The sequence below is a fragment of the Streptomyces sp. NPDC001153 genome (genome assembly GCF_053598315.1).
The window spans coordinates 374,786-395,933 of the sequence record NZ_JBSFJZ010000001.1 but is presented as its reverse complement, the minus strand read 5'-3'; the positions used below and the strand labels follow the sequence as shown (position 1 = coordinate 395,933).

At 71.4% G+C, this 21,148-nt stretch carries 21 protein-coding genes; 20 read left to right on the top strand and 1 reads right to left on the bottom strand.

The window, feature by feature from the left end; genetic code table 11:
- Positions 1-52 precede the first annotated feature (52 nt).
- The 8 genes from ACWDEN_RS01805 (at position 53) to ACWDEN_RS01770 (ending at position 7,922) form a co-directional block, all read left to right on the top strand.
- A complete protein-coding gene (locus ACWDEN_RS01805) occupies positions 53-298 on the top strand; it encodes a hypothetical protein (RefSeq protein ID WP_351606928.1) in 246 nt (81 codons plus the stop codon).
- Complete coding sequence (locus tag ACWDEN_RS01800) at positions 298-2,586, top strand: heavy metal translocating P-type ATPase (protein WP_351606926.1); 2,289 nt, start codon at positions 298-300, stop codon at positions 2,584-2,586. Before ACWDEN_RS01805 ends, ACWDEN_RS01800 begins: the two co-directional genes overlap by 1 nt.
- A gap of 35 nt (positions 2,587-2,621) precedes the next feature.
- On the top strand, positions 2,622-3,104 hold the full coding sequence (locus tag ACWDEN_RS01795; RefSeq protein WP_351606924.1) for a copper chaperone PCu(A)C: 483 nt from the start codon (positions 2,622-2,624) through the stop codon (positions 3,102-3,104).
- Between the two features lie 170 nt (positions 3,105-3,274).
- Positions 3,275-3,973 carry a hypothetical protein gene (locus tag ACWDEN_RS01790; protein WP_450856671.1) on the top strand — a complete coding sequence of 233 codons (699 nt, stop codon included), beginning with the start codon at positions 3,275-3,277 and terminating at the stop codon, positions 3,971-3,973.
- Positions 3,974-4,152: 179 nt separating this feature from the next.
- A complete protein-coding gene (locus ACWDEN_RS01785; RefSeq protein WP_450856669.1) occupies positions 4,153-4,767 on the top strand; it encodes a sigma-70 family RNA polymerase sigma factor in 615 nt (204 codons plus the stop codon).
- 184 nt (positions 4,768-4,951) lie between these two features.
- Positions 4,952-6,031 (top strand): ABC transporter substrate-binding protein, encoded by a 1,080-nt coding sequence (locus ACWDEN_RS01780; protein WP_450856667.1) that lies wholly within the window; start codon positions 4,952-4,954, stop codon positions 6,029-6,031.
- Positions 6,032-6,033: 2 nt separating this feature from the next.
- Positions 6,034-7,107, top strand: a complete 1,074-nt coding sequence (locus tag ACWDEN_RS01775; RefSeq protein WP_450856665.1) for a FecCD family ABC transporter permease — start codon at positions 6,034-6,036, stop codon at positions 7,105-7,107.
- A complete protein-coding gene (locus tag ACWDEN_RS01770; RefSeq protein WP_450856663.1) occupies positions 7,104-7,922 on the top strand; it encodes an ABC transporter ATP-binding protein in 819 nt (272 codons plus the stop codon). Before ACWDEN_RS01775 ends, ACWDEN_RS01770 begins: the two co-directional genes overlap by 4 nt.
- A gap of 66 nt (positions 7,923-7,988) precedes the next feature.
- On the opposite strand, the gene ACWDEN_RS01765 is transcribed toward ACWDEN_RS01770, so the two are convergent.
- Complete coding sequence (locus ACWDEN_RS01765; RefSeq protein WP_450856661.1) at positions 7,989-8,222, bottom strand: heavy-metal-associated domain-containing protein; 234 nt, start codon at positions 8,220-8,222, stop codon at positions 7,989-7,991.
- A gap of 204 nt (positions 8,223-8,426) precedes the next feature.
- On the opposite strand from ACWDEN_RS01765, the gene ACWDEN_RS01760 reads away from it, so the two are divergent.
- The 12 genes from ACWDEN_RS01760 (at position 8,427) to ACWDEN_RS01705 (ending at position 21,037) form a co-directional block, all read left to right on the top strand.
- Positions 8,427-8,606, top strand: coding sequence for a hypothetical protein (locus ACWDEN_RS01760; RefSeq protein ID WP_351606907.1), 180 nt, complete (start codon positions 8,427-8,429; stop codon positions 8,604-8,606).
- Positions 8,607-8,737: 131 nt separating this feature from the next.
- Positions 8,738-10,189, top strand: a complete 1,452-nt coding sequence (locus tag ACWDEN_RS01755; protein ID WP_450856659.1) for an MFS transporter — start codon at positions 8,738-8,740, stop codon at positions 10,187-10,189.
- A gap of 17 nt (positions 10,190-10,206) precedes the next feature.
- Complete coding sequence (gene asnB, locus ACWDEN_RS01750) at positions 10,207-12,033, top strand: asparagine synthase (glutamine-hydrolyzing) (RefSeq protein WP_450856657.1); 1,827 nt, start codon at positions 10,207-10,209, stop codon at positions 12,031-12,033.
- 11 nt (positions 12,034-12,044) lie between these two features.
- Complete coding sequence (locus ACWDEN_RS01745; protein WP_450856655.1) at positions 12,045-13,307, top strand: cytochrome P450 family protein; 1,263 nt, start codon at positions 12,045-12,047, stop codon at positions 13,305-13,307.
- A gap of 150 nt (positions 13,308-13,457) precedes the next feature.
- Positions 13,458-14,417 carry an L-tyrosine/L-tryptophan isonitrile synthase family protein gene (locus ACWDEN_RS01740; protein ID WP_450856653.1) on the top strand — a complete coding sequence of 320 codons (960 nt, stop codon included), beginning with the start codon at positions 13,458-13,460 and terminating at the stop codon, positions 14,415-14,417.
- A 745-nt stretch (positions 14,418-15,162) separates the two neighbouring features.
- Positions 15,163-16,059, top strand: coding sequence for a TauD/TfdA dioxygenase family protein (locus ACWDEN_RS01735; protein WP_351622322.1), 897 nt, complete (start codon positions 15,163-15,165; stop codon positions 16,057-16,059).
- Positions 16,056-16,949 carry an ABC transporter permease gene (locus tag ACWDEN_RS01730; RefSeq protein ID WP_450856651.1) on the top strand — a complete coding sequence of 298 codons (894 nt, stop codon included), beginning with the start codon at positions 16,056-16,058 and terminating at the stop codon, positions 16,947-16,949. Before ACWDEN_RS01735 ends, ACWDEN_RS01730 begins: the two co-directional genes overlap by 4 nt.
- Entirely contained in the window at positions 16,946-17,677 is a 732-nt protein-coding gene (locus ACWDEN_RS01725; protein WP_450856649.1) for an ABC transporter ATP-binding protein, read from the top strand. The genes ACWDEN_RS01730 and ACWDEN_RS01725 overlap by 4 nt, the downstream gene beginning before the upstream one ends.
- Before the next feature lie 43 nt (positions 17,678-17,720).
- A complete protein-coding gene (locus tag ACWDEN_RS01720; RefSeq protein ID WP_450856647.1) occupies positions 17,721-18,779 on the top strand; it encodes an aliphatic sulfonate ABC transporter substrate-binding protein in 1,059 nt (352 codons plus the stop codon).
- Positions 18,776-20,104 carry an LLM class flavin-dependent oxidoreductase gene (locus ACWDEN_RS01715; RefSeq protein WP_450856645.1) on the top strand — a complete coding sequence of 443 codons (1,329 nt, stop codon included), beginning with the start codon at positions 18,776-18,778 and terminating at the stop codon, positions 20,102-20,104. The genes ACWDEN_RS01720 and ACWDEN_RS01715 overlap by 4 nt, the downstream gene beginning before the upstream one ends.
- A gap of 199 nt (positions 20,105-20,303) precedes the next feature.
- Positions 20,304-20,930: a hypothetical protein gene (locus ACWDEN_RS01710; RefSeq protein ID WP_450856643.1), complete on the top strand. Its 627-nt coding sequence runs from the start codon at positions 20,304-20,306 to the stop codon at positions 20,928-20,930.
- A complete protein-coding gene (locus ACWDEN_RS01705; protein WP_450856641.1) occupies positions 20,927-21,037 on the top strand; it encodes a 4Fe-4S binding protein in 111 nt (36 codons plus the stop codon). Before ACWDEN_RS01710 ends, ACWDEN_RS01705 begins: the two co-directional genes overlap by 4 nt.
- The last annotated feature ends 111 nt before the right edge of the window (positions 21,038-21,148 follow it).

The following is a 21,148-nucleotide window of genomic DNA, read 5'->3' as shown; positions in this document are numbered from 1 at the left end:
AGTACGGCGCGATCCGACCGACACCGTACGACGTGATCTGGAGACGCGGTTGATGGACGAGCCCCGGCAAATCTCCTCCGGCGCGGGTGCGGTGTTGCGGAAGCTGGTGCCTCCGCCCGCCCTGTGCGGATTCCTTCTCCTGCTGGCGCTGGTGTTCACGGTGTCGTACGCCGTCGGTGCCGCTGCGGGACCCGTCGCGCCCGGCATGCACGGCACCGGCACGAGCCGGGGGGACGGCGATTCCGGCGGGGGAGGCGGCACGGACGACATGGGGGACATGCACGGGGGTGGCCACTGATGGGCGGGGAACCGGTCGCCGTCGACCTGGTGACGACCGACCTGACCGTCGGCGGCATGACGTGCGCGGCCTGTGTGAGGCGCGTCGAGAAGAAGCTCGGCAAGCTGGACGGGGTCACGGCGACCGTCAATCTGGCCACCGGACGGGCCCGTGTGAGCCACCCGCCGCGGATCAGCCCCGAGGAACTCGCCGCCGCCGTCGAGAAGGCCGGCTACACGGCCGCCCTGCCCGAACCGCCCAAGCCGCCCAAGGAGCCCGAGACGCGCGAGGGCGAGGACGCTGGCGAGCCCGAGCCCGAGGAAGCTCGCCAGGAGCGGGACCGGCTGCTGATCACCGCGCTGCTCGCAGTGCCCGTGCTCGTGCTGTCGATGGTGCCGGCGCTGCAGTTCCGCAACTGGCAGTGGCTGTGCTTCGCGCTGGCTGCACCGGTCGCCGTCTGGGGCGCGTTGCCCTTCCATGTGCGTGCGGTGCGTGGGCTTCGGCATGCGGCGGCGGCCATGGACACCCTGGTGTCGCTCGGTGTGGTGGCGTCCTTCTCCTGGTCCGCCTACGCGCTCTTCCTCGGCGGTGCCGGGGAGCCCGGCATGCGGATGCCGTTCACTCTGGTGCCCTCGGCTTCGGACGGCGCGGCGCACGTCTATCTCGAAGCGGCCGTCGGTGTACCGCTGTTCGTCCTGGCGGGGCGGTTCCTGGAGGCTCGGGCCCGGCGCGGGACCGGGGCGGCGCTCAGGTCCCTGGCTCAACTCGCCGCCAAAGAGGTGACGGTCCGCGAAGGCGGCGTGGAACTGCTCATCGCCATCGAACGGTTGAGAGCGGGGCAGGTCTTCGTCGTGCGGCCGGGGGAGCGGGTGGCCACCGACGGGCAGGTGGTGGAGGGCAGTTCGGCCGTGGATCTGTCCCTGGTCACCGGGGAGAGCGAGCCCGTCGAGGTCGGGCCGGGTTCGGCGGTGGTCGGCGGCGCCGTCAACGCCGGCGGGCTGCTCCTGGTGAAGGCCACGGCCGTCGGTGCCGACACCCAGCTCGCCCGGATCACCCGGCTGGTGACCGAGGCCCAGGCCGGCAAGGCGCGGGCGCAGCGGCTGGCCGACACGGTGGCAGGCGTCTTCGTCCCCGTCGTGCTGACGCTGGCCGTCACCTGTCTCGGCTTCTGGCTCGGTGCCGGGGCCGACCCGCAGGCCGCCGTCACCGCGTGCGTGGCCGTGCTCGTCGTGGCCTGCCCGTGCGCGCTCGGCCTGGCCACGCCGACCGCGCTGATGGCCGCGACCGGCCGCGGTGCCCAACTGGGCGTCCTGGTCGGCGGACCCCGGGCGCTGGAGGGGCTCCAGCACATCGACACGGTCGTCCTGGACAAGACCGGCACGCTCACCTCCGGCCACATGACCGTCGCCCGCGTCACGGTCGTACCCGACGGACTGGGCAGGGAGGGGGTGCTGCGGCTGGCGGGGGCCGTCGAGCACGGCTCGGAGCATCCTCTGGGCCGGGCGATCGCTTCCTACGCCCGGCGGGAACTCCCCGAGGGGCCGCTGCCGGACGTGAGTGAGTTCGCCGCCGTGCCGGGGCGGGGCGTGCGCGGTCTGGTCGAGGGCCGACTCGTCGAAGTCCTCGCCTCCGACGGCGAGTTGCCCACCGCGCTGGCAGACGCGCTGTCGGTGGCCGAGGCCGCCGCCCACACGCCCGTCCTGGTCCGGGTGGACGGTGTGGCCGAGGCCCTGATCGAGGTCGGGGACGTCGTACGGCCCGGCAGTTACCGTGCCGTGGACCGGCTGCGGCGCCTCGGTGTGCGGCCGGTGCTCGCCACCGGTGACCGCGAGGCACCCGCGCAGGCCGTGGCCGCGGCCCTGGGCATCGACGAGGTGCACGCCCGCTGCACCCCGGAGGCCAAGGCCGACCTGGTACGGGACCTCCAGGAGCAGGGCTACCGCGTCGCGGTCATCGGCGACGGAGTGAACGACGCCGCGGCCCTGGCCGGCGCCGACCTGGGCATCGCCATGGGCAGCGGCACGGACGTGGCCATCGGGGCCGCCGACGTGACGTTGGTACGCGGGGACATCGAGGCGTTGGCGGACGCGGTCCGGCTCGCCCGGCGCACGCTGGGCACGATCCGGGCCAACCTCGTCTGGGCCTTCGGCTACAACGTCGTCACCGTGCCGCTCGCCATGGTCGGCCTGCTCAATCCGATGCTCGCAGCGGCGGCGATGTCGGTGAGTTCGCTGCTCGTCGTGGGCAACAGCCTGCGGCTGCGCGCCTGGCAGCCCTCGCCCGCTCCCAGCCGGAGGCATACCCGATGACCGAGCAGAGTCCCTGGCGACCCACTCGCCGTCGGTTGACCGACACCCTCCTCGCCGCGCTCGCGCCCGTGGCCGCGTGCAGCCTCGCCCTGGGCGGGCTGACGACCTGGGTCGGGGCCGGGAAGGCGGGCAGCCCGGCTCGGATCACCGTCTCGAACGGGCGGATCCTCCTGCCGTACGGGGACAGCACGGACACCGCGGCCCTCTTCGGCATCGCCAACGTCGGTGGCGCGGACGACCGGCTGGTGAACGTGACGTCCACCGCCACGCACGGCCGGATCGCCCTCAGTGGGCACCGCATGCTGGGCGGCCGGGCCGCCTACAAGTCGGACGTGGACTCGGCCGGCGTCCCTGCGGGAGGCGTGTTGTCCATGTCGCCGCGCGGTGTGGACGTGACGCTGCGGGCCGGGGCCGGCTGGCGGCCGGGTGACCTCGTGCCGTTCACGCTGCACTTCGAGCGCAGCGCGCCGGTCGAGACGATCGCGGTCGTGATCCGCCCGAGCGACAGCGGTCCGTGATCGCCCGCTCTGAGGGCGGAGGAATCCTCTCTTAGACGTCGGGGCAGAGTGTCGTCGAGTTCCAGCCGGTTGTCGTGGGCTGGATCACACCCTGCGGATTGAGTACGGTCCCCCGTGGATGTCCGTACCCACGCATGACGACCGAAGTCCGGATGCGAGGATGAGGCACCATGACAGCAGGATGGTGTGCTCGCGCGATACGGGCCGCGGTGTTCGCGGCCATGTGCGTGCTGCTCGCCGCCCTGGGCCACGTCCTGATGTCCGGCAGCGACGTGCCGGCGTGGGCGCTGGCCGCCGGCGGGGCCGTGACCGGTGCCGTGGGATGGTCTCTGGCGGGGCGTGAGCGCGGGCTGCCGTTGATCGTGACGGTCGTGGTCGCCGCCCAGACGGTGCTCCACGAGGCGTTCTCCTACGCCCAGTCGACGTCGGGCACGTCCGACGGCTCGGCCTCCATGGACATGAGCGGCATGGACTCCATGGACAGCTCCATGGGCATGGGCTCCATGGGCATGGGCTCCATGGGCATGGGCGCCATGCACATGAACCACACGGGCATGAGCCCCATGCACCACATGGGGCACTCCATGGACGGCGGCTCGTCGTCGTTCGGCATGCTCGCCGCCCACCTGCTCGCCGCGGTGCTGAGCGGCCTGTGGCTGGCGTACGGCGAGAAGGCCGCCTTCCGGATCCTGCGGGCGACGGCCGGATGGCTGGCGGCGCCACTGCGGCTGCTGCTCGCCCTGCCCGGTACCCCCGATCGCCCGCGCGTTCACATGCGGCGCCGCCGCTCGGACCGGACGCCGCGCCTCCTCCTTCTCGTCCACGCGATCACCTCTCGGGGTCCGCCGGTGGGGACGGCTGTCGTCTGAAGACAGCTGGTTTCCCGAGGCTGCCCGGCTGCCCGTGTGCGCCTCGGGCCACGGCCGTACGACCGCACAGGCGCTGTAGCGCCACAGCGACGCCGTAGGGCCGTCTCCCCCACTTTCACCGGACCGCGCGCTTCGGCGCGCCCTGGTCCGGATCACGGTTGACCCGAGAAGGACACCAGGTGATGACCTCTGCCCTGCCCACGTCGCGCGCCAAGAGCCATGAACCGGCAGCGCCCGACGACTCGATCACCGCATGGGCGCTGGCCGCCCGAGGCGGTGACGCGGACGCGGTCGAGCAGTTCGTGGGCGCCCTGCACCGGGACGTCCAGCGCTATGTCGCCCATCTGTGCGGCGATCCTCAGGCGGTGGACGATCTGGCACAGGACACCTTCCTGCGGGCCCTCAGCAGCCTGCACCGATTCGAGGGGCGTTCCTCGGCCCGCGTCTGGCTGCTGTCCATCGCCCGCCGGGCGGTGATCGACAGCTACCGGTACGCCGCCGCCCGGCCGCGTCTGATCGACGTACCGGACTGGCAGCTGACCGCTGAACTGGCGCAGCCCTGCGACCTGCCCGGTTTTGACGACGGCATCGCCCTGCTGGATCTGCTGGCTTCGTTGCCCGATGACCGTCGCGAGGCGTTCATCCTCACGCAGCTGCTCGGCCTGCCGTACGCGGAGGCCGCCGCGGTGAGCGACTGCCCGATCGGCACGGTCCGCTCCCGCGTGGCCCGCGCCCGCGTGACGTTGATCGACCTGCTGGACGAGGCGGGCCAGACCGCCGCGCTGGCCGTCTGACGCTCCGGGAGGGTGCCGGTGCCGGCTGGAAGGACGGCACCGGCACCCTCGCCGCCGGAGTACCGGGAGCGGTTCACCTGAGCCGGATCGCCAACCGGCCGGGAACTCAAGGCGCCTTCGCGCCGACTACTGGAGCGGGTGGCGAAGGCTCGCCCGTGTACCGAGTGGATCCGGGAGTTGTTCGATGCGTTCTCGTGTGTGGGGCGGTACCGCGGCCGTCGTACTGGGCGGCCTGCTGGTGGCGGGCTGCGGCGGCGGGGGGAAGGACACGGCGGACGGGAACGCGGGGGAGGCCGGGAAGGCGGTTTCCGGTGGCTACCCGGTGTCCGTCACCGACTGCATGGGCGACAGCACCACCTTCTCCAGCGCCCCGAAGAGAATCGTCACCAGCAACGCCTCCAGCCTGGAGCTGCTGCTGCGCCTCGGCGTCGGCGACCAGGTGATCGGCACCGGCTTCCCGCCCGGCAAGGGCACGCTGCCCGGCGCCCTCGACGCTCAGGCGCAGAAGGTCAAGGTGCTCAGCCAGACCGTGATTCCCAAGGAGAAGCTGCTCGGCTCCGGCGCCGACCTCTACATCGACACCTTCGCCTCCATGGGAAGCATGGGCGGCGGTGGGATGGGGGACGCGCCGACGGCGGAGGAGTTCAAGGCGGCCGGGATCAGGCACATCTACCTGAAGTCCACCGCCTGTGCTGCCCAGAGCAAGACCCCGGTGACCGACCTGTCCGCTGTCGAGGCCGACATCACCTCCCTCGGCGCGGTCACCGGCACCAGTGCGCAGGCGCAGAAACTCGTCGCCGGGATGAAGGAGAAGGTGGGCGCGGTCCAGAAGGCGGTCGGTAGTACGGCGGAGAGCAACCGGCCGACGTACTTCTTCTTCGACTACGACGCCGGTACGAAGCAGCCCTCCGTCACCTGCAACCGCCAGCTCGCCAACGCCGTGATCACCCTGGCCGGAGCCCGCAACGTCTTCGCCGACTGCGACGGCGACTACAAGCAGGTCGGCTGGGAGGACGTCATCGCCAGGAACCCCGACTGGATCCAGCTCGGCGTCCGCAACCGCGGCAGCGAGGCGGCGAACAAGAAGGCGTTCGACGAGGCTGAGCAGTGGCTGAAGTCGAACCCCGCCACCAAGGGCCTGGAGGCGGTCAAGGAGGGCCACTTCCTGCGCATCGGTTCCGAGCAGACCACCATCGCTGGAGTCGAGAACGCCGACACGGTCGAGGCCATCGCCAAGACCCTCTACCCGGGCAAGGTCGCCTGATCGTGGCCTTCACACGGGTGCGCCGGAAAGCCGCGGCTGCGGAGGAGCGCGGCAGCCTGCCCGCCGGTCCGCCGGCGGCGGTTCTGGCCGTGGCACTGCTGGCCGCGCTGACGGCCGCCGTGGCCTGGGGCTCGACGTCGATCCCGCCCGGCGAGGTGTGGAGCGTGGTGTGGCGGCGGCTGTCCGGCGAGGCTCCGCGCCCTGGCACGGACGACCTCATCGTCTGGCAGCTCCGATTTCCTCGTGCCCTGCTCGCCGCCCTCGTCGGCGCCGGCCTCGGTCTCGTCGGTACGGCCGTCCAGGCGCTGGTGCGCAACCCGCTGGCCGACCCCTACCTGCTGGGCATCTCCAACGGGGCCTCCCTCGGCGCGGTCGCCGCGATCGTCCTCGGCCTCGGCGCCGGCGGGGCACTGGGACTGGGCTTGTCCGGGGCGGCTTTTGCCGGCGCGCTGGCGACGTTCGCGCTGGTGTGGGCGGTGGCCCGGCGCGGTGGCGGGTTCGCGCCGCTGCGGCTCGTGCTGGCCGGGGTCGCGATCGGCCAGTTCCTCTCCGGGTTCACCAGCTACCTGGTGCTGCAGGCCGGGGACGAGCAGCAGACCCACAGCGTGCTGTTCTGGCTCATGGGCAGCCTCAGCGGAGCGAGCTGGCAACTGCTCGCGGTCCCCGCCGTCGCCGTACCCACCGCGCTGCTGTGGCTGCAGGCACGCGCCCGGGGCCTGAACGCCCTGCTGATGGGCGACGAGACGGCCGCCGGACTCGGTATCGACGTCACCCGGCTGCGCCGCGAGCTGTTCACCGTCACCAGTGTGCTGACCGGTGTCCTGGTGGCGGTCTCCGGCGCGATCGCGTTCGTCGCGTTGATGGTGCCGCATGTCTGCCGCCTGGTCGTGGGGGGTGACCACCGACGCCTGCTGCCGCTCTCCGCGTTGTTCGGCGCACTGCTGCTGGTCGTGGTCGACATCGTGTGCCGTACGGCCATGGACGCCCAGGAGCTGCCGGTCGGCGTGGTCACCTCGCTGCTCGGGGCTCCGGCCCTGTTGTATCTGCTGGACCGGCGCCTGGGGAGCGGCAGTTGAGGATCGACATCGAGGACCTGCACGTCGCCTACGCCGGCCGGACGGTGGTCGCGGGCGCCCACCTCGTCGCCGCCGAGGGCGAGATCACCGGGTTGGTCGGTCCGAACGGCAGCGGCAAGTCCACGCTCCTGCGCACCGTCTACCGGCACCTGAAGCCCACCGCCGGCCGGGTCCTGCTGGCCGGCACCGACCTGCGGGAGATGACCCCGCTCCAGTCGGCGCGGCACGTGGCCGCCCTTCCGCAGGAGCGGGGGAGCGACTTCGAGCTGACCGTGCGCGAGGTCGTCGCCATGGGCCGTACGCCCTACAAGCGGGCCTTCGCCGGGGAGGACGCCGCCGACCGGGACATCGTCGCGCAGGCGCTCACCGACGTCGGCATGGCGGAACAGGCCGGACGCCGCTTCACGGCGCTGTCCGGCGGGGAGCGCCAACGTGTCCTGCTGGCAAGGGCGTTCGCACAGAACCCGGACATCCTGGTGCTGGACGAACCGACCAACCACCTCGACATCCGCCACCAGGTCGACCTGCTCGCCCTCCTGCGCGCCCAGCGCCGTACGACCCTGGTGTCGCTGCATGACCTGAATGCCGCGGCCTCCGTCTGTGACCGCCTCCACGTCCTGCACGAAGGGGCGCTCGTCGCCTCCGGCCCGCCGCGGGAAGTCCTCACACCCGTACTGATGGCGGAGGTGTTCGGAGTGCGCGCGGCGGTCGTCGACCATCCTCTGACCGGTGACCCGCTCATCGCCTTCGACCACCGGAACCCAGCGGACGAGGCACCGACAGCCGTGCCGCTGGGGACGCCCACCCGGGGATGAACGGGCTGATGAACGGGCTCGGGCAGGACGACGGTCGCGTCCTGCCCGCTCGGCCGGCTGCCGGGATCAGGCGGCGATCGAGTCGGCGATGCCGTACCCGGCCTCGACGATCGCGGCACGCAGCCGCTCGTCGTCGAGATCCGTGCCGTGCACGGTGACGGCGTTGGCGGCGAGGTCGACCACGACCTCGCTCACCCCGGGTACCTCGGAGAACCTCCGTATGCCCGAACGCGAACGTTCAGGCCGACGCCGTCGCCTCAGTAGTCGGCTGAGCGGAGCGCGGAGTTCGGCCGTAGGCATGCCGATTCGATGTCCGGCGGTAGGGAAGGAACCCTCCGCGGCACGCACCGGGCAGGGGGCGTGTTGAGCACTGCGGGGGAGGGCGGTCGGATGGCGCGGCTCCGGCACGACGTGCACGGCGGCTCCCGCGCGGAATGGCCTTGGGATCCTGAGCCCAGGACGATCCGGCGTGGCTGGGCGCGGATCAACGGCGGAGCCTGGCCGTTGCTTGCAGCCACCGTCGCCGTTGTCGTAGCCGGGTACGGCTGGCTGGGATCCGTCCTCGATGGAGCGTTCGGCGCGGCTGTCGGCTGTGCCGCCGGGCTGATCCTCTCCGCGCTCCTGTACCTGTTGGTGGAGTCGGCCGTGTCGGGCAAGCCGGCACGCGGCGGCCGCCGCGACTGATCGGCGCGGGCAGTTTCAGCCGGCCCACCATGATTTTTGGACGCGCCCGGGAACTCGTGTGCGATCCCTCCCGACTTGTGGGACGAGGCTGCCGTCCGGCAGCCCACCCACGACCGTGAGGGGCGGCAACGGTGACAGGCCACAGTCCCGGTTCTCGACAGCCCGGCCACATACCCGTCGGCGGCGAGGACCGCTGGCTGCTCGTTGCGGTGGCCGGCCTGCTGTCGTTCGTGGCGATGCTCGACATGAACATCGTCAACGTGACCCTGGCGGACATCGCCGACGGTCTGCACGTCTCCGCCGCGACCGCCCAATGGGCGGTCCTGGGTTATCAACTGCCCGTGGTCGCCCTGCTGTTGCCTGTCGGCAGGTGGCTGGACGGGGTCGGAATGCGCTCCGCCCTGCTGGTCGCGACCGCGGGCTTCGGTCTGTGCAGCGCGCTGGCGGCCGCCGCGCCCTGGGCATCCTGGCTGATCGCCGCACGCCTCGCACAGGGCGCGTTCGGGGCCGTGCTCTTCGTCCTGATGCCGGTTCTCGCCCTGCGTTCGGTACGGCCGGAACTGCGCGGGCGGGCCATGAGCGTGCCCGCGACGCTGGGCCCGCTCGGCGCGGTGACCGGTCCGGCGGTGGGCGGACTGCTGCTGGACCACCTGGGCTGGCGCGCCGTCTTCCTGGTCAAGATCCCTATCTGCCTGCTCGCCCTGGTCGTGGCGTGGAGGGCGATGCCGAGGGACGGGAGCCTGCGCCTGCCCGACCGACGGTCGGCGGCGGATGCGCTGCTGGTGGGTTCCGGGGTGGCCGCCCTGCTGCTGGCGCTGACCCTGGCGTCGGGAAGCCCGGGGTGGCTGGTGCTCGCGCTTGCCGCCGTACCGCCGCTGTGGTGGTGGCTGCGGGGACCGGGCGGCCGCCCGGTCGTCGGCGCGCTACGGGCGACGGGGCTGTTCCGGGCGCATACGGCGGTGCTGGCGCTGGCGGCCGGTTTCGCGGCGATGCACTACGTCGTGGCCCTGCACCTCCAGCGCGACGACGGCGTCAGCGCCACCACGACCGGTCTGACCGTGCTCGCCTTCCCGCTCGGCATGGGGCTGGCCGGGCCGGTCGGCGGGCGCCTCGCCGACATCCCCCACGCTCGGCTCCGCTCGCGCGGGGGGACCTCCACCGGGGCCCGGCCGGTGGCGGTCATCGGCGCCGCCCTCACCGCCGCCGGTCTGCTCCTCCTCGTTCCGCTGGGAGGTGACTGGTCGCCGGTGGACGTGGCCTGGCGGCTGGCGCTGGCCGGCCTCGGCATGGGCCTGAACGGCGGCCCCACCCAAGCCCTCGTCATGGGCGCCGCCCCGCCGGACCGCACGGCGACCGTGGGCTCATCCGTACAGCTGGCCCGCAGCCTCGGCTTCACCCTCGGCCCGGCCCTGGCCACCGCCGCCTGGGGTCTGGCCGGAGGCGATGACGGCGTGACCGCCGGGCTGACCCTGGCGGCAGCCGCCGCCTGTATCGCCGTACCCCTGCTCGCACTGCAAGGACGCAGGACGGCGCTCGCGCACGAGATGTCCACCGACGCGGCTTCCGCCGCCCACCACCACTGACCGAGGAGTCGTTTCCCATGTGCGGAATCACCGGCTGGGCGTCCTTCCACAGCGACGCCCGTCCCCAGGCCCCGATCATCGAGGCCATGACCGCCACCCTCGCCCCGCGCGGCCCCGACGCCGGAGGCGTCTGGCTCGGCGAGCGGGCAGCGATCGGCCACCGACGCCTGGCCGTCATCGACCTCGAAGGCGGCGTACAGCCGATGACCGACCGGCCCGAGCAGCCGGACATCGTGCTCACCTACAGCGGCGAGGTCTACAACCACCACCAACTGCGCACCGAACTGCGCGCCCGGGGCCATGCGTTCCGCACGCACAGCGACACCGAGGTGGTGCTGCGCGCGTACGCCGAGTGGGGCGAGGCGGTGGCCGAGCACCTGGAGGGCATGTTCGCCTTCGCCGTCTGGGACGAGGGCGCCCAGCGACTGCTCCTGGTCCGCGACCGGCTCGGGGTGAAGCCCCTGTTCTGGGCCACTGTCGACGGCGGCCTCGCCTTCGCCTCCGAGCCCAAGGCCCTGTTCGCCCACCCCGGGATACGGCCCCGCGTGGACGCCGACGGGCTGCGAGAGGCGTACAGCCTGCTGTTCAACACCGGCCCGACCGTGTGGTCCGGAGTCAGGGAGGTCGAGCCGGGCGGCGTGCTCGCGCTGGACCGGGGCGGCATCCGTGAACGCCGCTACTGGCAGCTGGAGGCTACAGACCACACCGACGACCACGACACGGCCATCGAGCGGATCCGCAGCCTGGTCGGTGCCGCAGCCCGCAGCCAGCTCGAAGCGGACGTCCCGCTGTGCAGCCTGCTGTCCGGGGGCATCGACTCCACGGTCCTGACCGCGTTGCTCGCCGACGAACTGTGCCGGCGCGAAGGCCCGGACGCCCGCATCCGCTCCTACGCCGTCGACTACAGCGACCAGGCGGAACAGTTCACCGGCGACGTCCTGCGCACCGGCCACGACACGCCCTATGCCATCGAGGCCGGCGCATTCATCGGCACCGACCACAGCACGGTCGTCCTCGACCCGCGCGCCTTGCTCGACCCCGAGCACCGCAAGGCCGTCGTCGTGGCCCGCGACTCACCCATCGGTGTCGGCGACATGGACACGTCGCTGTACCTGCTGTTCGGCGAGATCCGCAAGCACTCCACCGTCGCCCTCTCCGGCGAGGCGGCCGACGAGGTCTTCTGCGGCTACCCCTGGTTCCACAACCCGAAGGCCCTGGCAGCGGAAACCTTCCCGTGGCTGCTGGTGACGGGCGACGAGGCGGCCATGCCCCTGAACCCGGAACTCGACCTGCGTATGGGTGAGTTCCGCGACGACACGTACCGCACCGCGCTCGCCGCCGTACCGCACCTGGACGGCGAGAGCCCCTCCGAACACCGCCAACGCGAGATGCAGCACCTGTCGTTGACCCGCTGGCTGCGCCAGCTCCTGCACCGCAAGGACCGCCTCAGCATGGCGCAGGGCCTGGAGGTCCGCGTCCCGTACTGCGACCACCGGCTCGTCGAGTACGCCTTCACCACCCCCTGGGCGCTGAAGAGCTTCGACGGACGGGAGAAGAGCCTGCTGCGCGCCATGGGCGCCGGCCTCGCTCCGGACTCGGTGCTGCACCGCCCCAAGAACCACTACCCGGCCACCCACCACCCCGACTACAACCGCGGCCTGCAGCAGCTGGCCCGCGACGCCCTCGCCACCGAACAGGTCCGCGCCCTCGCCGACGAGACCCGCATCAAGCCCTGCCTCGACACCCCGCCCGACCGACTGGAGTGGGGCCACCGCCTACGCCTCGAACGCATCGTCGACCTCGCCCTCTGGCTGGACCACTACCGGCCCGAACTCGCCCTCTGAGGAGCCTCCCCATGACCCTCCAGGAACAGCAGCCAGTCCAAGACCCGGCCGCCTTGCCCGACCCCGTGCCGCTGATGGGCTGCCCCTACAAGAGCAACCCCTACCCCCTGTACGAGCAGATGCGCGAGGCCGGCCCCGTCCACCGGGTCCTTTTCCCCAGCGGCGTCCAAGCCTGGCTCGTCACCGGCTACGACGCCGCCCACGCCGCGCTGAACGACGACCGCCTCGGCAAGAACCACGACCGCGGCAACGACCGCTGGCGAGCCCGCGCCTCGATCATGCCCGAGCCGCAGCACTCCCAGCTCCAGGTGCACCTCCTTCACCAGGACCCGCCCAAGCACACCCGGATGCGCCGCTTCGTGACGGACGCCTTCACCCCACGCCGCATCGAGCAGCTCCGCCCCCGCTTCCAGGAACTGGCCGACGCCCTCGTCGACGCCCTGCCGGAGCACGGCCCCGCGGACCTCGTCACCGGATTCGCCGCACACTTCCCCTTCCAGGTCCTCGCCGAAGTCATCGGCCTCCCGCAGGAACTCGCGGCCCGCTTCGACCGCGACTGGGGCAAGGTCGTCCAGCCGGTCGGCCCCACCGAACCCGGCCGCCCCCTCTACGAGGCCCGCCTGCACGGCCTGCAGAGCTACATCGCCGATGTCGTGGCCCACAAGCGTGAACACTGGGACGACGACCTGCTCAGCCGCCTCGTGGTGGCCCGCGACCGCCGCGAACTGTCGCAGGAGGAGCTGGACTCGATGATCTTCCAGCTCCTCGTCGCGGGCCAGGAGCCGGTCACCAACCAGATCACCACGGCCCTGATCGCCCTCTTCCGCAACCCGGACCAGCTCGCCCGCCTGCGCGACAACCCGAACCTGCTGCCGTGCGCCGTCGAGGAACTCCTGCGCTACGACAGCGCCTTCGAGCTCACCACCTGGCGCTTCTTCGACAAGGACAGCGACCTGCACGGCACGCGCGTCCCCGGCGGCGACTCGGTGATCGTCTCCCTGTGCGCCGCCAACCGCGACCCGCGCCGCTTCCCCGACCCGGACACTCTCGACTTCGACCGCTCGCCCAACCCCCACCTCGCCTTCGGCCACGGCATCCACTTCTGCCCCGGCGCCGCCCTCGCCCGCGCCGAACTCCAGATCGCCCTCGGCACCCTCCTCGCTCGCCTGCCCGGCCTCCATCTGGCCATCAGAGACGAGGACATCGAGTGGATCCCGGCCGTCCTCGGCCGCGGCACCAACCACCTCCCCGTCGGCTACGACCACCGCCTCTGACACCGACGTACCGCTGACCGGGTCAGGCCGCACCGGCCGACCCGGCCCCGGCTGACCCACACCCACCGACCTCAGGCGCCTGGCCTCCACTCCCGCCACGGCGCCATGTCGACGTGCCCTCGCACGCCCTCGTACCCCAGGAGGAACGACATGCCCCTGACGACCGCGCCGGACACCCTCCCCACCCGCATCGGCACCCAGATCCTGAACCTGCTCCTGCCCCACCACCGCACCAGCGACCGGACCTCCGCGACAGCCGAGGCGTTCCCGCACCAACTGCGGCGCATCTCCACCTTCGTACGCGACGGCTCGCCTGTCGTCTTCACCCTGCCCGGCTTCCCCTGCAAGTCCCCCAACCCGGCCAAGGTCCTCGGTCACCTCCCCGACCAGGGCGAACGCCTCTCTCTGACCTTCCTGAACACCCTGTGCACGCGGATCGAGCGGATCTACCCGCCCGGCGCCTATCTGATCATCTGCTCGGACGGCCACGTCTTCGGCGACCTCATCGGTGTCCCCGACAACCACATCGACGCCTACGCCGACGACCTACGAATACAGATAGGCCGGATGGGCCTCCACAGACTGTCCGTCTTCGATCTCCGCGACGTCCTCGGCGACCTCCCGCACGACACGAAACGCGCCCACATCCACGAGCGCTACGCCCCCACCCTGGAGGCTCTCCGCGCCGAGACCCGCGCCGACGACCAGGCCCTGGCCCTCTACCGGGGCATCACCCGCTTCCTCATCGAGGACACCGCCGACTGGACCGGCACCCGCTCCGCCCTCCAACGCGCGTGCCGACAACGGGCTTACGGCGTCATCCAGCGCAGCCGCGCCTGGGGCACCCTGATCGCCGAACACCACCCCCGCGCGGTACGCCTCTCCATCCATCCCCAGCCCATCGGCGCCCCGAAATTCGGCATCCGCCTCCTCGACGCCCCGGACGCGTGGACCACTCCTTGGCACTCCGCCGCCCTGCGCCGCACGGACGGCACGTGGACCCTCGTTCCCAGGGCAAGGGCTGCCCGACAGGGACGACTGGTACAGCAGGACGGCAGGGCCAGTCACTTCGACCAGAACGGGATGGCGTGTCTGTCTCGGGTTCAGTGACGGTGCCCCGACGCAACCCCGACAAGGCGCGGCTGTATGTCGCTCGCGATCGTGACGGTAGAAGCGGCGGCGGGGGCGCTGGTGGACCGACCGCTGGCTGCTGTTGGGCCGTGGCCGGGTCCCCCGGGGCCGCCTGCCACTAGGAACCCGGTGAGGCCGTCGATGTCCTCGGCCCCCCTGAGGCGCCGCGAGCCGGCACCCTCGCGTGGGCGTGTCCAAAGAAGCGGAGAAGCTCTCCGTGTCCGCAATGCAAGACCTGTCCGGGAAGTTCTTGACCGACCTGGTGGACATCTGCTGAACTCCCGACCCATGAACCCGCGCGTGGACCTGACCCGGCGGCGCCACATCGATCTGGCGCACGTCTCCAGCGCGTTTTGTTGTCGCTGATCCGGCAAGTGGTCCCCGGCAGCGGCCGGCGCGCGCCCATGGCGGGCGCCGGGCAGCGGCGGTGCGAGGCCGCCCGCACCGCGATGCCTTCCCGCGGGATCGTCGTATCCACCTGCTGAGGGCTCCCGCCTCCTCTTCTTCTTCTCGCATTCGTATGAGCCGGAAGCCTGTGCGCGCACGCCGACGCGGTCGCTGAGAACGCGGCTGCAGCGGTCCTGCGACCACGCGCTTTCCCTCCGGCCCGACCACCGGCGCTTCGCATGTGGTCGATCGGTCTTGCGCAGTACCAGCCCCTTCACCCGACTCCCCGATCCTCAACACCCCTTGGTGTGCCCGTCTGTCCGGGAGGGACCCCCTCATGCCTGTGTCCATCCGTAAGCTCACCGGCCGCATCGGCGCGGTCGTCGAGGGCGTCGACCTCACGGCGACTCCCGATCTCTCGACGATCACGGCGCTCCGTGACGCCCTCAACGAGCACAAGGCGATCGTCTTCGACGACGTGAACCTCGACAACGCCGGCCAGGAGCGCGTGGCCCGGTGGTTCGGCGAACTCACCACCGCCCACCCGAACGTGCCGGCCACCGACGGGACGACGAACGTGCTCGCCGTCGACAGCGAGACGTCCAAGGCCAGCGAATGGCACACGGACGTCACCTTCGTGGTCAACCCGCCGCAGCTCACCACGCTCCGGTCGATCGTGACCACGCCGTACGGCGGCGAGACGCTCATCGCCAACGCCGCCGCGGCCTACCGCGACTTGCCCGAACCGCTGCGCGCCCTCGCGGACTCGCTGCGCGTCGTGCACACCAACCAGTACGACTACGCCCGCCCCGCGGCCACGACGGCACAACGGCAGGAGTACGACCGAGCCTTCGTGTCGACGCCCTACGAGGCGGAGCACCCGGTCGTGCGAGTGCATCCGCTGACGGGCGAACGCGGGCTGTTCATCGGCGGGTTCGCCAAGCGGATCGTCGGCCTGTCGGGCAGCGAGTCGGCCGATGTGCTGCGCCTCCTCCAGTCGTATGTGACGCGTCCGGAGAACATCGTGCGCTGGACCTGGTCCCCGAACCAGCTGCTGATCTTCGACAACCGGATCACCCAGCACTACGGGGTGGACAACTACGACGACCACCCGCGCCGCCTCAACCGCGTGACGGTCGCCGGAGAGGTGCCGGTCGGTGTCGACGGCCGCCGCAGCGAGCAGCTCGTGGGCGATGCCTCGCACTACAGCAGCGTGCTGGCGGTGGCGGCATGACCGAGGTCCGCATCCCGGCCCCGGCCGTCACCAAGGGCCCGGAGGCCGAACCGACGAGCGCGCGGCAACGCGAGGTGTTCCTGCCGCGCGACGCCCGCCGCCGGACGCCGCTCAGCGCACTCCGCGAGCGCCTGCGCTGGCCCCTCGGGGTCTATACGACTCCGGTCGTGATCCTCATCGCCTGGGAGGTGCTCGCCCGTGCCGGAGTGCTGTCGAAGACCTACGCTCCGGCGCCGACCTCCATCGTGAAGTCCGCCGCCGACCTCTGGCAACAGGGCGTCCTCGGGCCGGACCTGGCCATCTCGCTGCAACGGGCAGGCATCGGTCTCGCGATCGGTCTGACCGTGGGCATCGTCACCGGAGTGCTCGGCGGGCTGCTGCGCAGCGGCGAGTATCTGTTCAACGGCGTCGTGCAGGTGCTCAACACGATTCCGCTGCTGGCGGTGCTGCCGCTGATGATCGTGTGGTTCGGCATCGACGAACTCACGAAGGTGCTGCTGATCTCCTTCGGCGCCGGCGTCCCGATGTATCTCAACCTGTTCGCCGCGATCAGGGGCGTCGACCAGCGCCTGATCGAGATGGCGCGCACGACGGGCGCGGGCACCTGGCGCCTGGTGGCGCGGGTGCTGGTGCCCGGAGCCCTGCCGGGGTTCCTGGTCGGACTCCGGTTCTCCCTCGCGTACAGCGTCCTGGGCCTCGTCGCCGCCGAAACGGTCAACGCCGACCAGGGACTTGGCTTCCTCATCACTCAAGGGCAGACCTATCTGCAGACCAACCAGGTCTTCGTGGGGCTGGTGATCTACTCGCTGCTCGGCCTGCTCGCCGACCAGTTCGTCCGGGTTCTCGAGCGGGTGCTGCTGCGGTGGCGCCCCAGTTATGAGGCGTCATGAGCAGCGCAGTAGCGACCGAGCTTCGCCGGCAGACCGGGGTCGTCGTCGAGCAGGTGGTCCGCCGGTTCGGTGACCGGGTGGTGCTCGACCACCTGGACCTCGCCATCGCCGACGAGGAGTTGGTGATCCTGCTCGGCCCCTCGGGCTGCGGCAAGAGCACCCTGCTGCGGCTGCTCGCCGGACTGGACCGGCCCGACGGAGGGCGGGTGGAGGTCCCGGCGCGGCGTGCGATCGTCTTCCAGGCCGACCGTTTGCTGCCGTGGCAACGGGTGTTGCGCAATGTCACCCTCGGCCTGCACGGACCCGACGCGGAACAGCGGGCCCTCGATGTGCTCGCCGAGGTCGGACTCGCGGGCCGGGAGAGGGCATGGCCCAAGGAGCTTTCCGGCGGCGAGGCCCAGCGGGTGTCGCTCGCGCGGGCTCTGGTGTCCGAGCCCGAACTCGTGTTGCTCGACGAGCCGTTCGCCGCCCTCGACGCCATCACCCGGCTGCGCATGCACGAGCTCGTACGGGCGCTGCGGACCAAGCACCACGCCGCGATGCTGCTCGTCACCCACGACGTCGACGAGGCGATCGCCCTGGCGGACCGCATCGTCGTCATGAGCAACGGTCGCATCGGCACCTCGCACGAGGTGCACCTCTCCGCCGCGCACCGGGAAGCGAGCGTCGCACGCGAGGAACTCCGCGCACGGCTGCTGGAAGACCTCGGCCTCGCCGGCCAGCACTGACCTCCCCGAACACCCTCACCCCGGCACAGAAAGCACGACAACCATGCGAAAGAGAACCACCAGACTCATCGGCGCCATCGGCTCGCTCGCCCTCGCGGGCACCCTCGTCGCCTGCGGATCGTCGTCTTCGAACAGCGCCGCGCCGCTGAGCAACGCCGCCGAGGCGAGCGACGCCAAGCACCCCGAGTGGAGCAAGTACACCTTCACCATCGGCGACAACGGCGGTGACGGCAGCCAGGAGCTGGCGAAGATCACCGGCGTGTTCGACAACGCGCCGTACAAGGTGAAGTTCGCCCGGTTCACCTACGGCCCGCCGCTCGTGCAGGCCGAGGCCTCGGGCGACATCGACCTCGGCAGCGTCGGCGACGTGCCACCGATCACCGGCGCCGCGAAGGAGTACGGCTTCAAGGTCGTCGCCGTCAACCGCTCGCTCACGCCCGGCCAGGCGGTGGAGAACATCATCGTGCCGAAGGGCTCGAAGCTGAAGACGGCCGCCGATCTCAGAGGCAAGAGGATCGCTGTTCCGCAGGGCAGTTCGGCTCACGGCCTGGCCCTGAACGCGCTGAAGAGCGTCGGCCTCACCCCCAAGGACGTGAAGCTGACCTTCCTCGACCCGGCGGCTGGCGCGACGGCGTTCAACACCGGCAAGGTGGACGCCTGGTCGATCTGGAACCCCCAGTCCGCGATCGCGGTCAAGAACGGCGCGCGGATCCTGGTGAAGGGTCTCCCGCCGATCGACCAGACGAGCAGCTACTACGTCGCCAGTGACACGTCGCTGAAGGACAGGACCAAGCGTGCTGCTCTCACGGACGTCCTGAAGAGGCTCTCGCGAGAGTTCGCCTGGGCGGTCAAGAACCCCGACCAGTACGCGCAGGCGCTCTCGAAGGAGCAGGGCATCCCGCCGGCCGACGCCAAGGCGTCCCTGGCCGCCTACTCGAACCGGGTGACCCCGGTGGAGCAGTCGGACATCGAGCTGGAGCAGAAGCTCGCCGACGCCTTCCTGGAGGCGGGGCAGATCACCAAGAAGGTCGACGTCGAGTCGATCACCGACAACCTCCTGCCGGCCGGTTACGACAGTTCCAAGCTGAAGGTCACCTCATGAGCGCGAGACGGCGTCGGCTCCATCTCAACGCCTTCCTCATGGAGGCGGGTCACCACGAGGCGGCGTGGCGGCTCCCGCACAGCAATTCCCGGGCGGACTTCGACCTGCGGCACTGGATCGAGCTGGCGCAGCTGGCCGAGAGCGCCAAGTTCGACTCCCTGTTCCTCGCGGACGGCCCGGCACTCATCGGCACCGGCGAGTTCCGCCCGCCGGGCCAGCTCGAACCGCTGACCCTGCTGACCGCGCTGTCCCAGGCGACCAGCAGGATCGGCCTCATCGCGACCGTGTCGTCGACCTACAACGAGCCCTACAACCTCGCCCGCCGGCTCGCCTCCGTCGACCACGTCAGCGGCGGCCGCGCCGGCTGGAACATCGTCACCTCCGCCGGAGCCGACGAGGCCGCCAACTTCGGTCTCGACGACCGCCCCGGCCACGCCGAACGCTACGCCCGCGCCGACGAGTTCCTGAAGGTCGCCAAGGCGCTGTGGGACAGCTGGGAGTCCGAGGCCGTCCTCGCGGACAGGACCACAGGACGCTACGCCGACCCCGCGCGTCTGCACCGCCTCGACCACCGGGGCCGGTACTTCAAGGTGGCAGGCCCGCTCAACGTCGAGCGTCCACCGCAGGGTTACCCGCTGCTCGTCCAGGCCGGCTCCTCCGAGGACGGCAAGGACTTCGCGGCCCGCCACGCAGAGGCGATCTTCACCGCGCACGCGACGTACGAGCGTGCGGCCGCCTTCTACGCCGACATCAAGGCGCGGACCAGGGCCGCTCGCCGCGACCCGGACGGTGTGATCGTCCTGCCCGGCATCGTCCCGTACATCGGGTCGACCGAGGAGGAGGCCCGGGCGCTCGCGCGGCAGTTCGACGAGCTGCGCGTTCCGGAGTACGGGCTGCGTCAGCTGGCCGCCGTGTTCGAGACCGAGCCGTCGGTCTTCGAACTCGACGAGCGCCTGCCGGACTTCATCCTCGCCAGGCCGAAGCTGGAAGGCTCGCAGAGCCGCTCCGACCTGATCATCGATCTTGCGGTCCGCGAGCAGCTGACGGTCCGGCAGATCATCTCCCGGCTGGGCGGCGGGCGCGGTCACTTCGAGTTCATCGGGACGCCCGAGCAGGTCGCTGACACGATCATCGCCTGGTTCGAGGGCGGTGCCGCGGATGGGTTCAACATCATGGCGCCCGCCCTGCCGTCGGGCCTCGCGGCCTTCGTCGAGCATGTGCTGCCGATCCTGCGCGGCAAGGGGCTGTTCCGCGAGGAGTACGAGGGCACGACCCTGCGTGAGCACTACGGGCTCCCGGTCCCGGCGAACCAGTTCCATGGCTGACGAGCTCGCGACTGCCGCCGCTTCCCGGAGCGGCGGGAGTCCGCCCGCGCTGCGGGTCGAGGGCCTTCGCAATTCCCACGAAGACGGCTTAGGGGCAGCCGAACACCTTCCTCGGCTTCGACCGGCTGGGCATCGACCCCTTCACCGACCTGTTCGAGATCACTCTGCTGGCCGAAGGCACGGTACGCGGCACGGCGGTGTGCGCATCGCCGACCACGACTGCTCGACCGACGTCCCCGGCCTGTACGCGGCCGGCGACACCGCAACCCGCGAGCTGATCTGCGGCGGCTTCACCGGAGGCGGTAGCCACGACGCCGCGTGGGCGGCGTCCTCGGGCAGCTGGGCCGGCCGGGGCGCCGCCGAGTTCGCCACCCGGCGGGTCCGTCCGGACCGTGGGCTGCGGCCCGTGGGGACGGCCGGCCTCCGCCCGACCGGTGCCGTGAACGCAGGTCACGGCGAGGTCGTCGCCGCCGTCCAGCGCGAGGTCCTGCCGTACGACCGTAACTACCTGCGGCACGCCGACCGTCTCGAGCCGGCTCTGCGGTCGCTGCACGGGACGCGGTCCGCGGTCCGCGAAGGGCTGGGGGCGAGCGGTGAGGAACTCTTCCGGGCCAGGGAAGCGGCCGCGATGGCGGCCCACGGCCGCTGGATGTACCACGCGGCACTGCAGCGCACCGAATCGCGCGGCATGCACAAGCGGGCCGACCGGCCGACGCAGGATCCGGCCCAGCACCATCGGCTGCTCACCGGTGGGCTCGACGAGGTCTGGAGCCGTCCGGAGCCGGCGTCGCGGGCTCTGGTCACGAGCGGAGGCCGAGCCGCGTGATCGAGATCGCCGAGCCGGACCGCTGCATCGCCTGCAACTGGTGCATCGAGGTGTGCCGGACGCGCGTCTTCGATCGCGGTGCCGACGGCGTTCCGTTGATCGCGTGACAGGACAGCTGCCAGACCTGCTTCCAGTGCGAGGCGTACTGCCCGACCGACGCGCCGTTCGTCGCCCCGCTGGTGACCGCGGTCGCTCCGGGCTCGCGCTTCGGCCGTTCA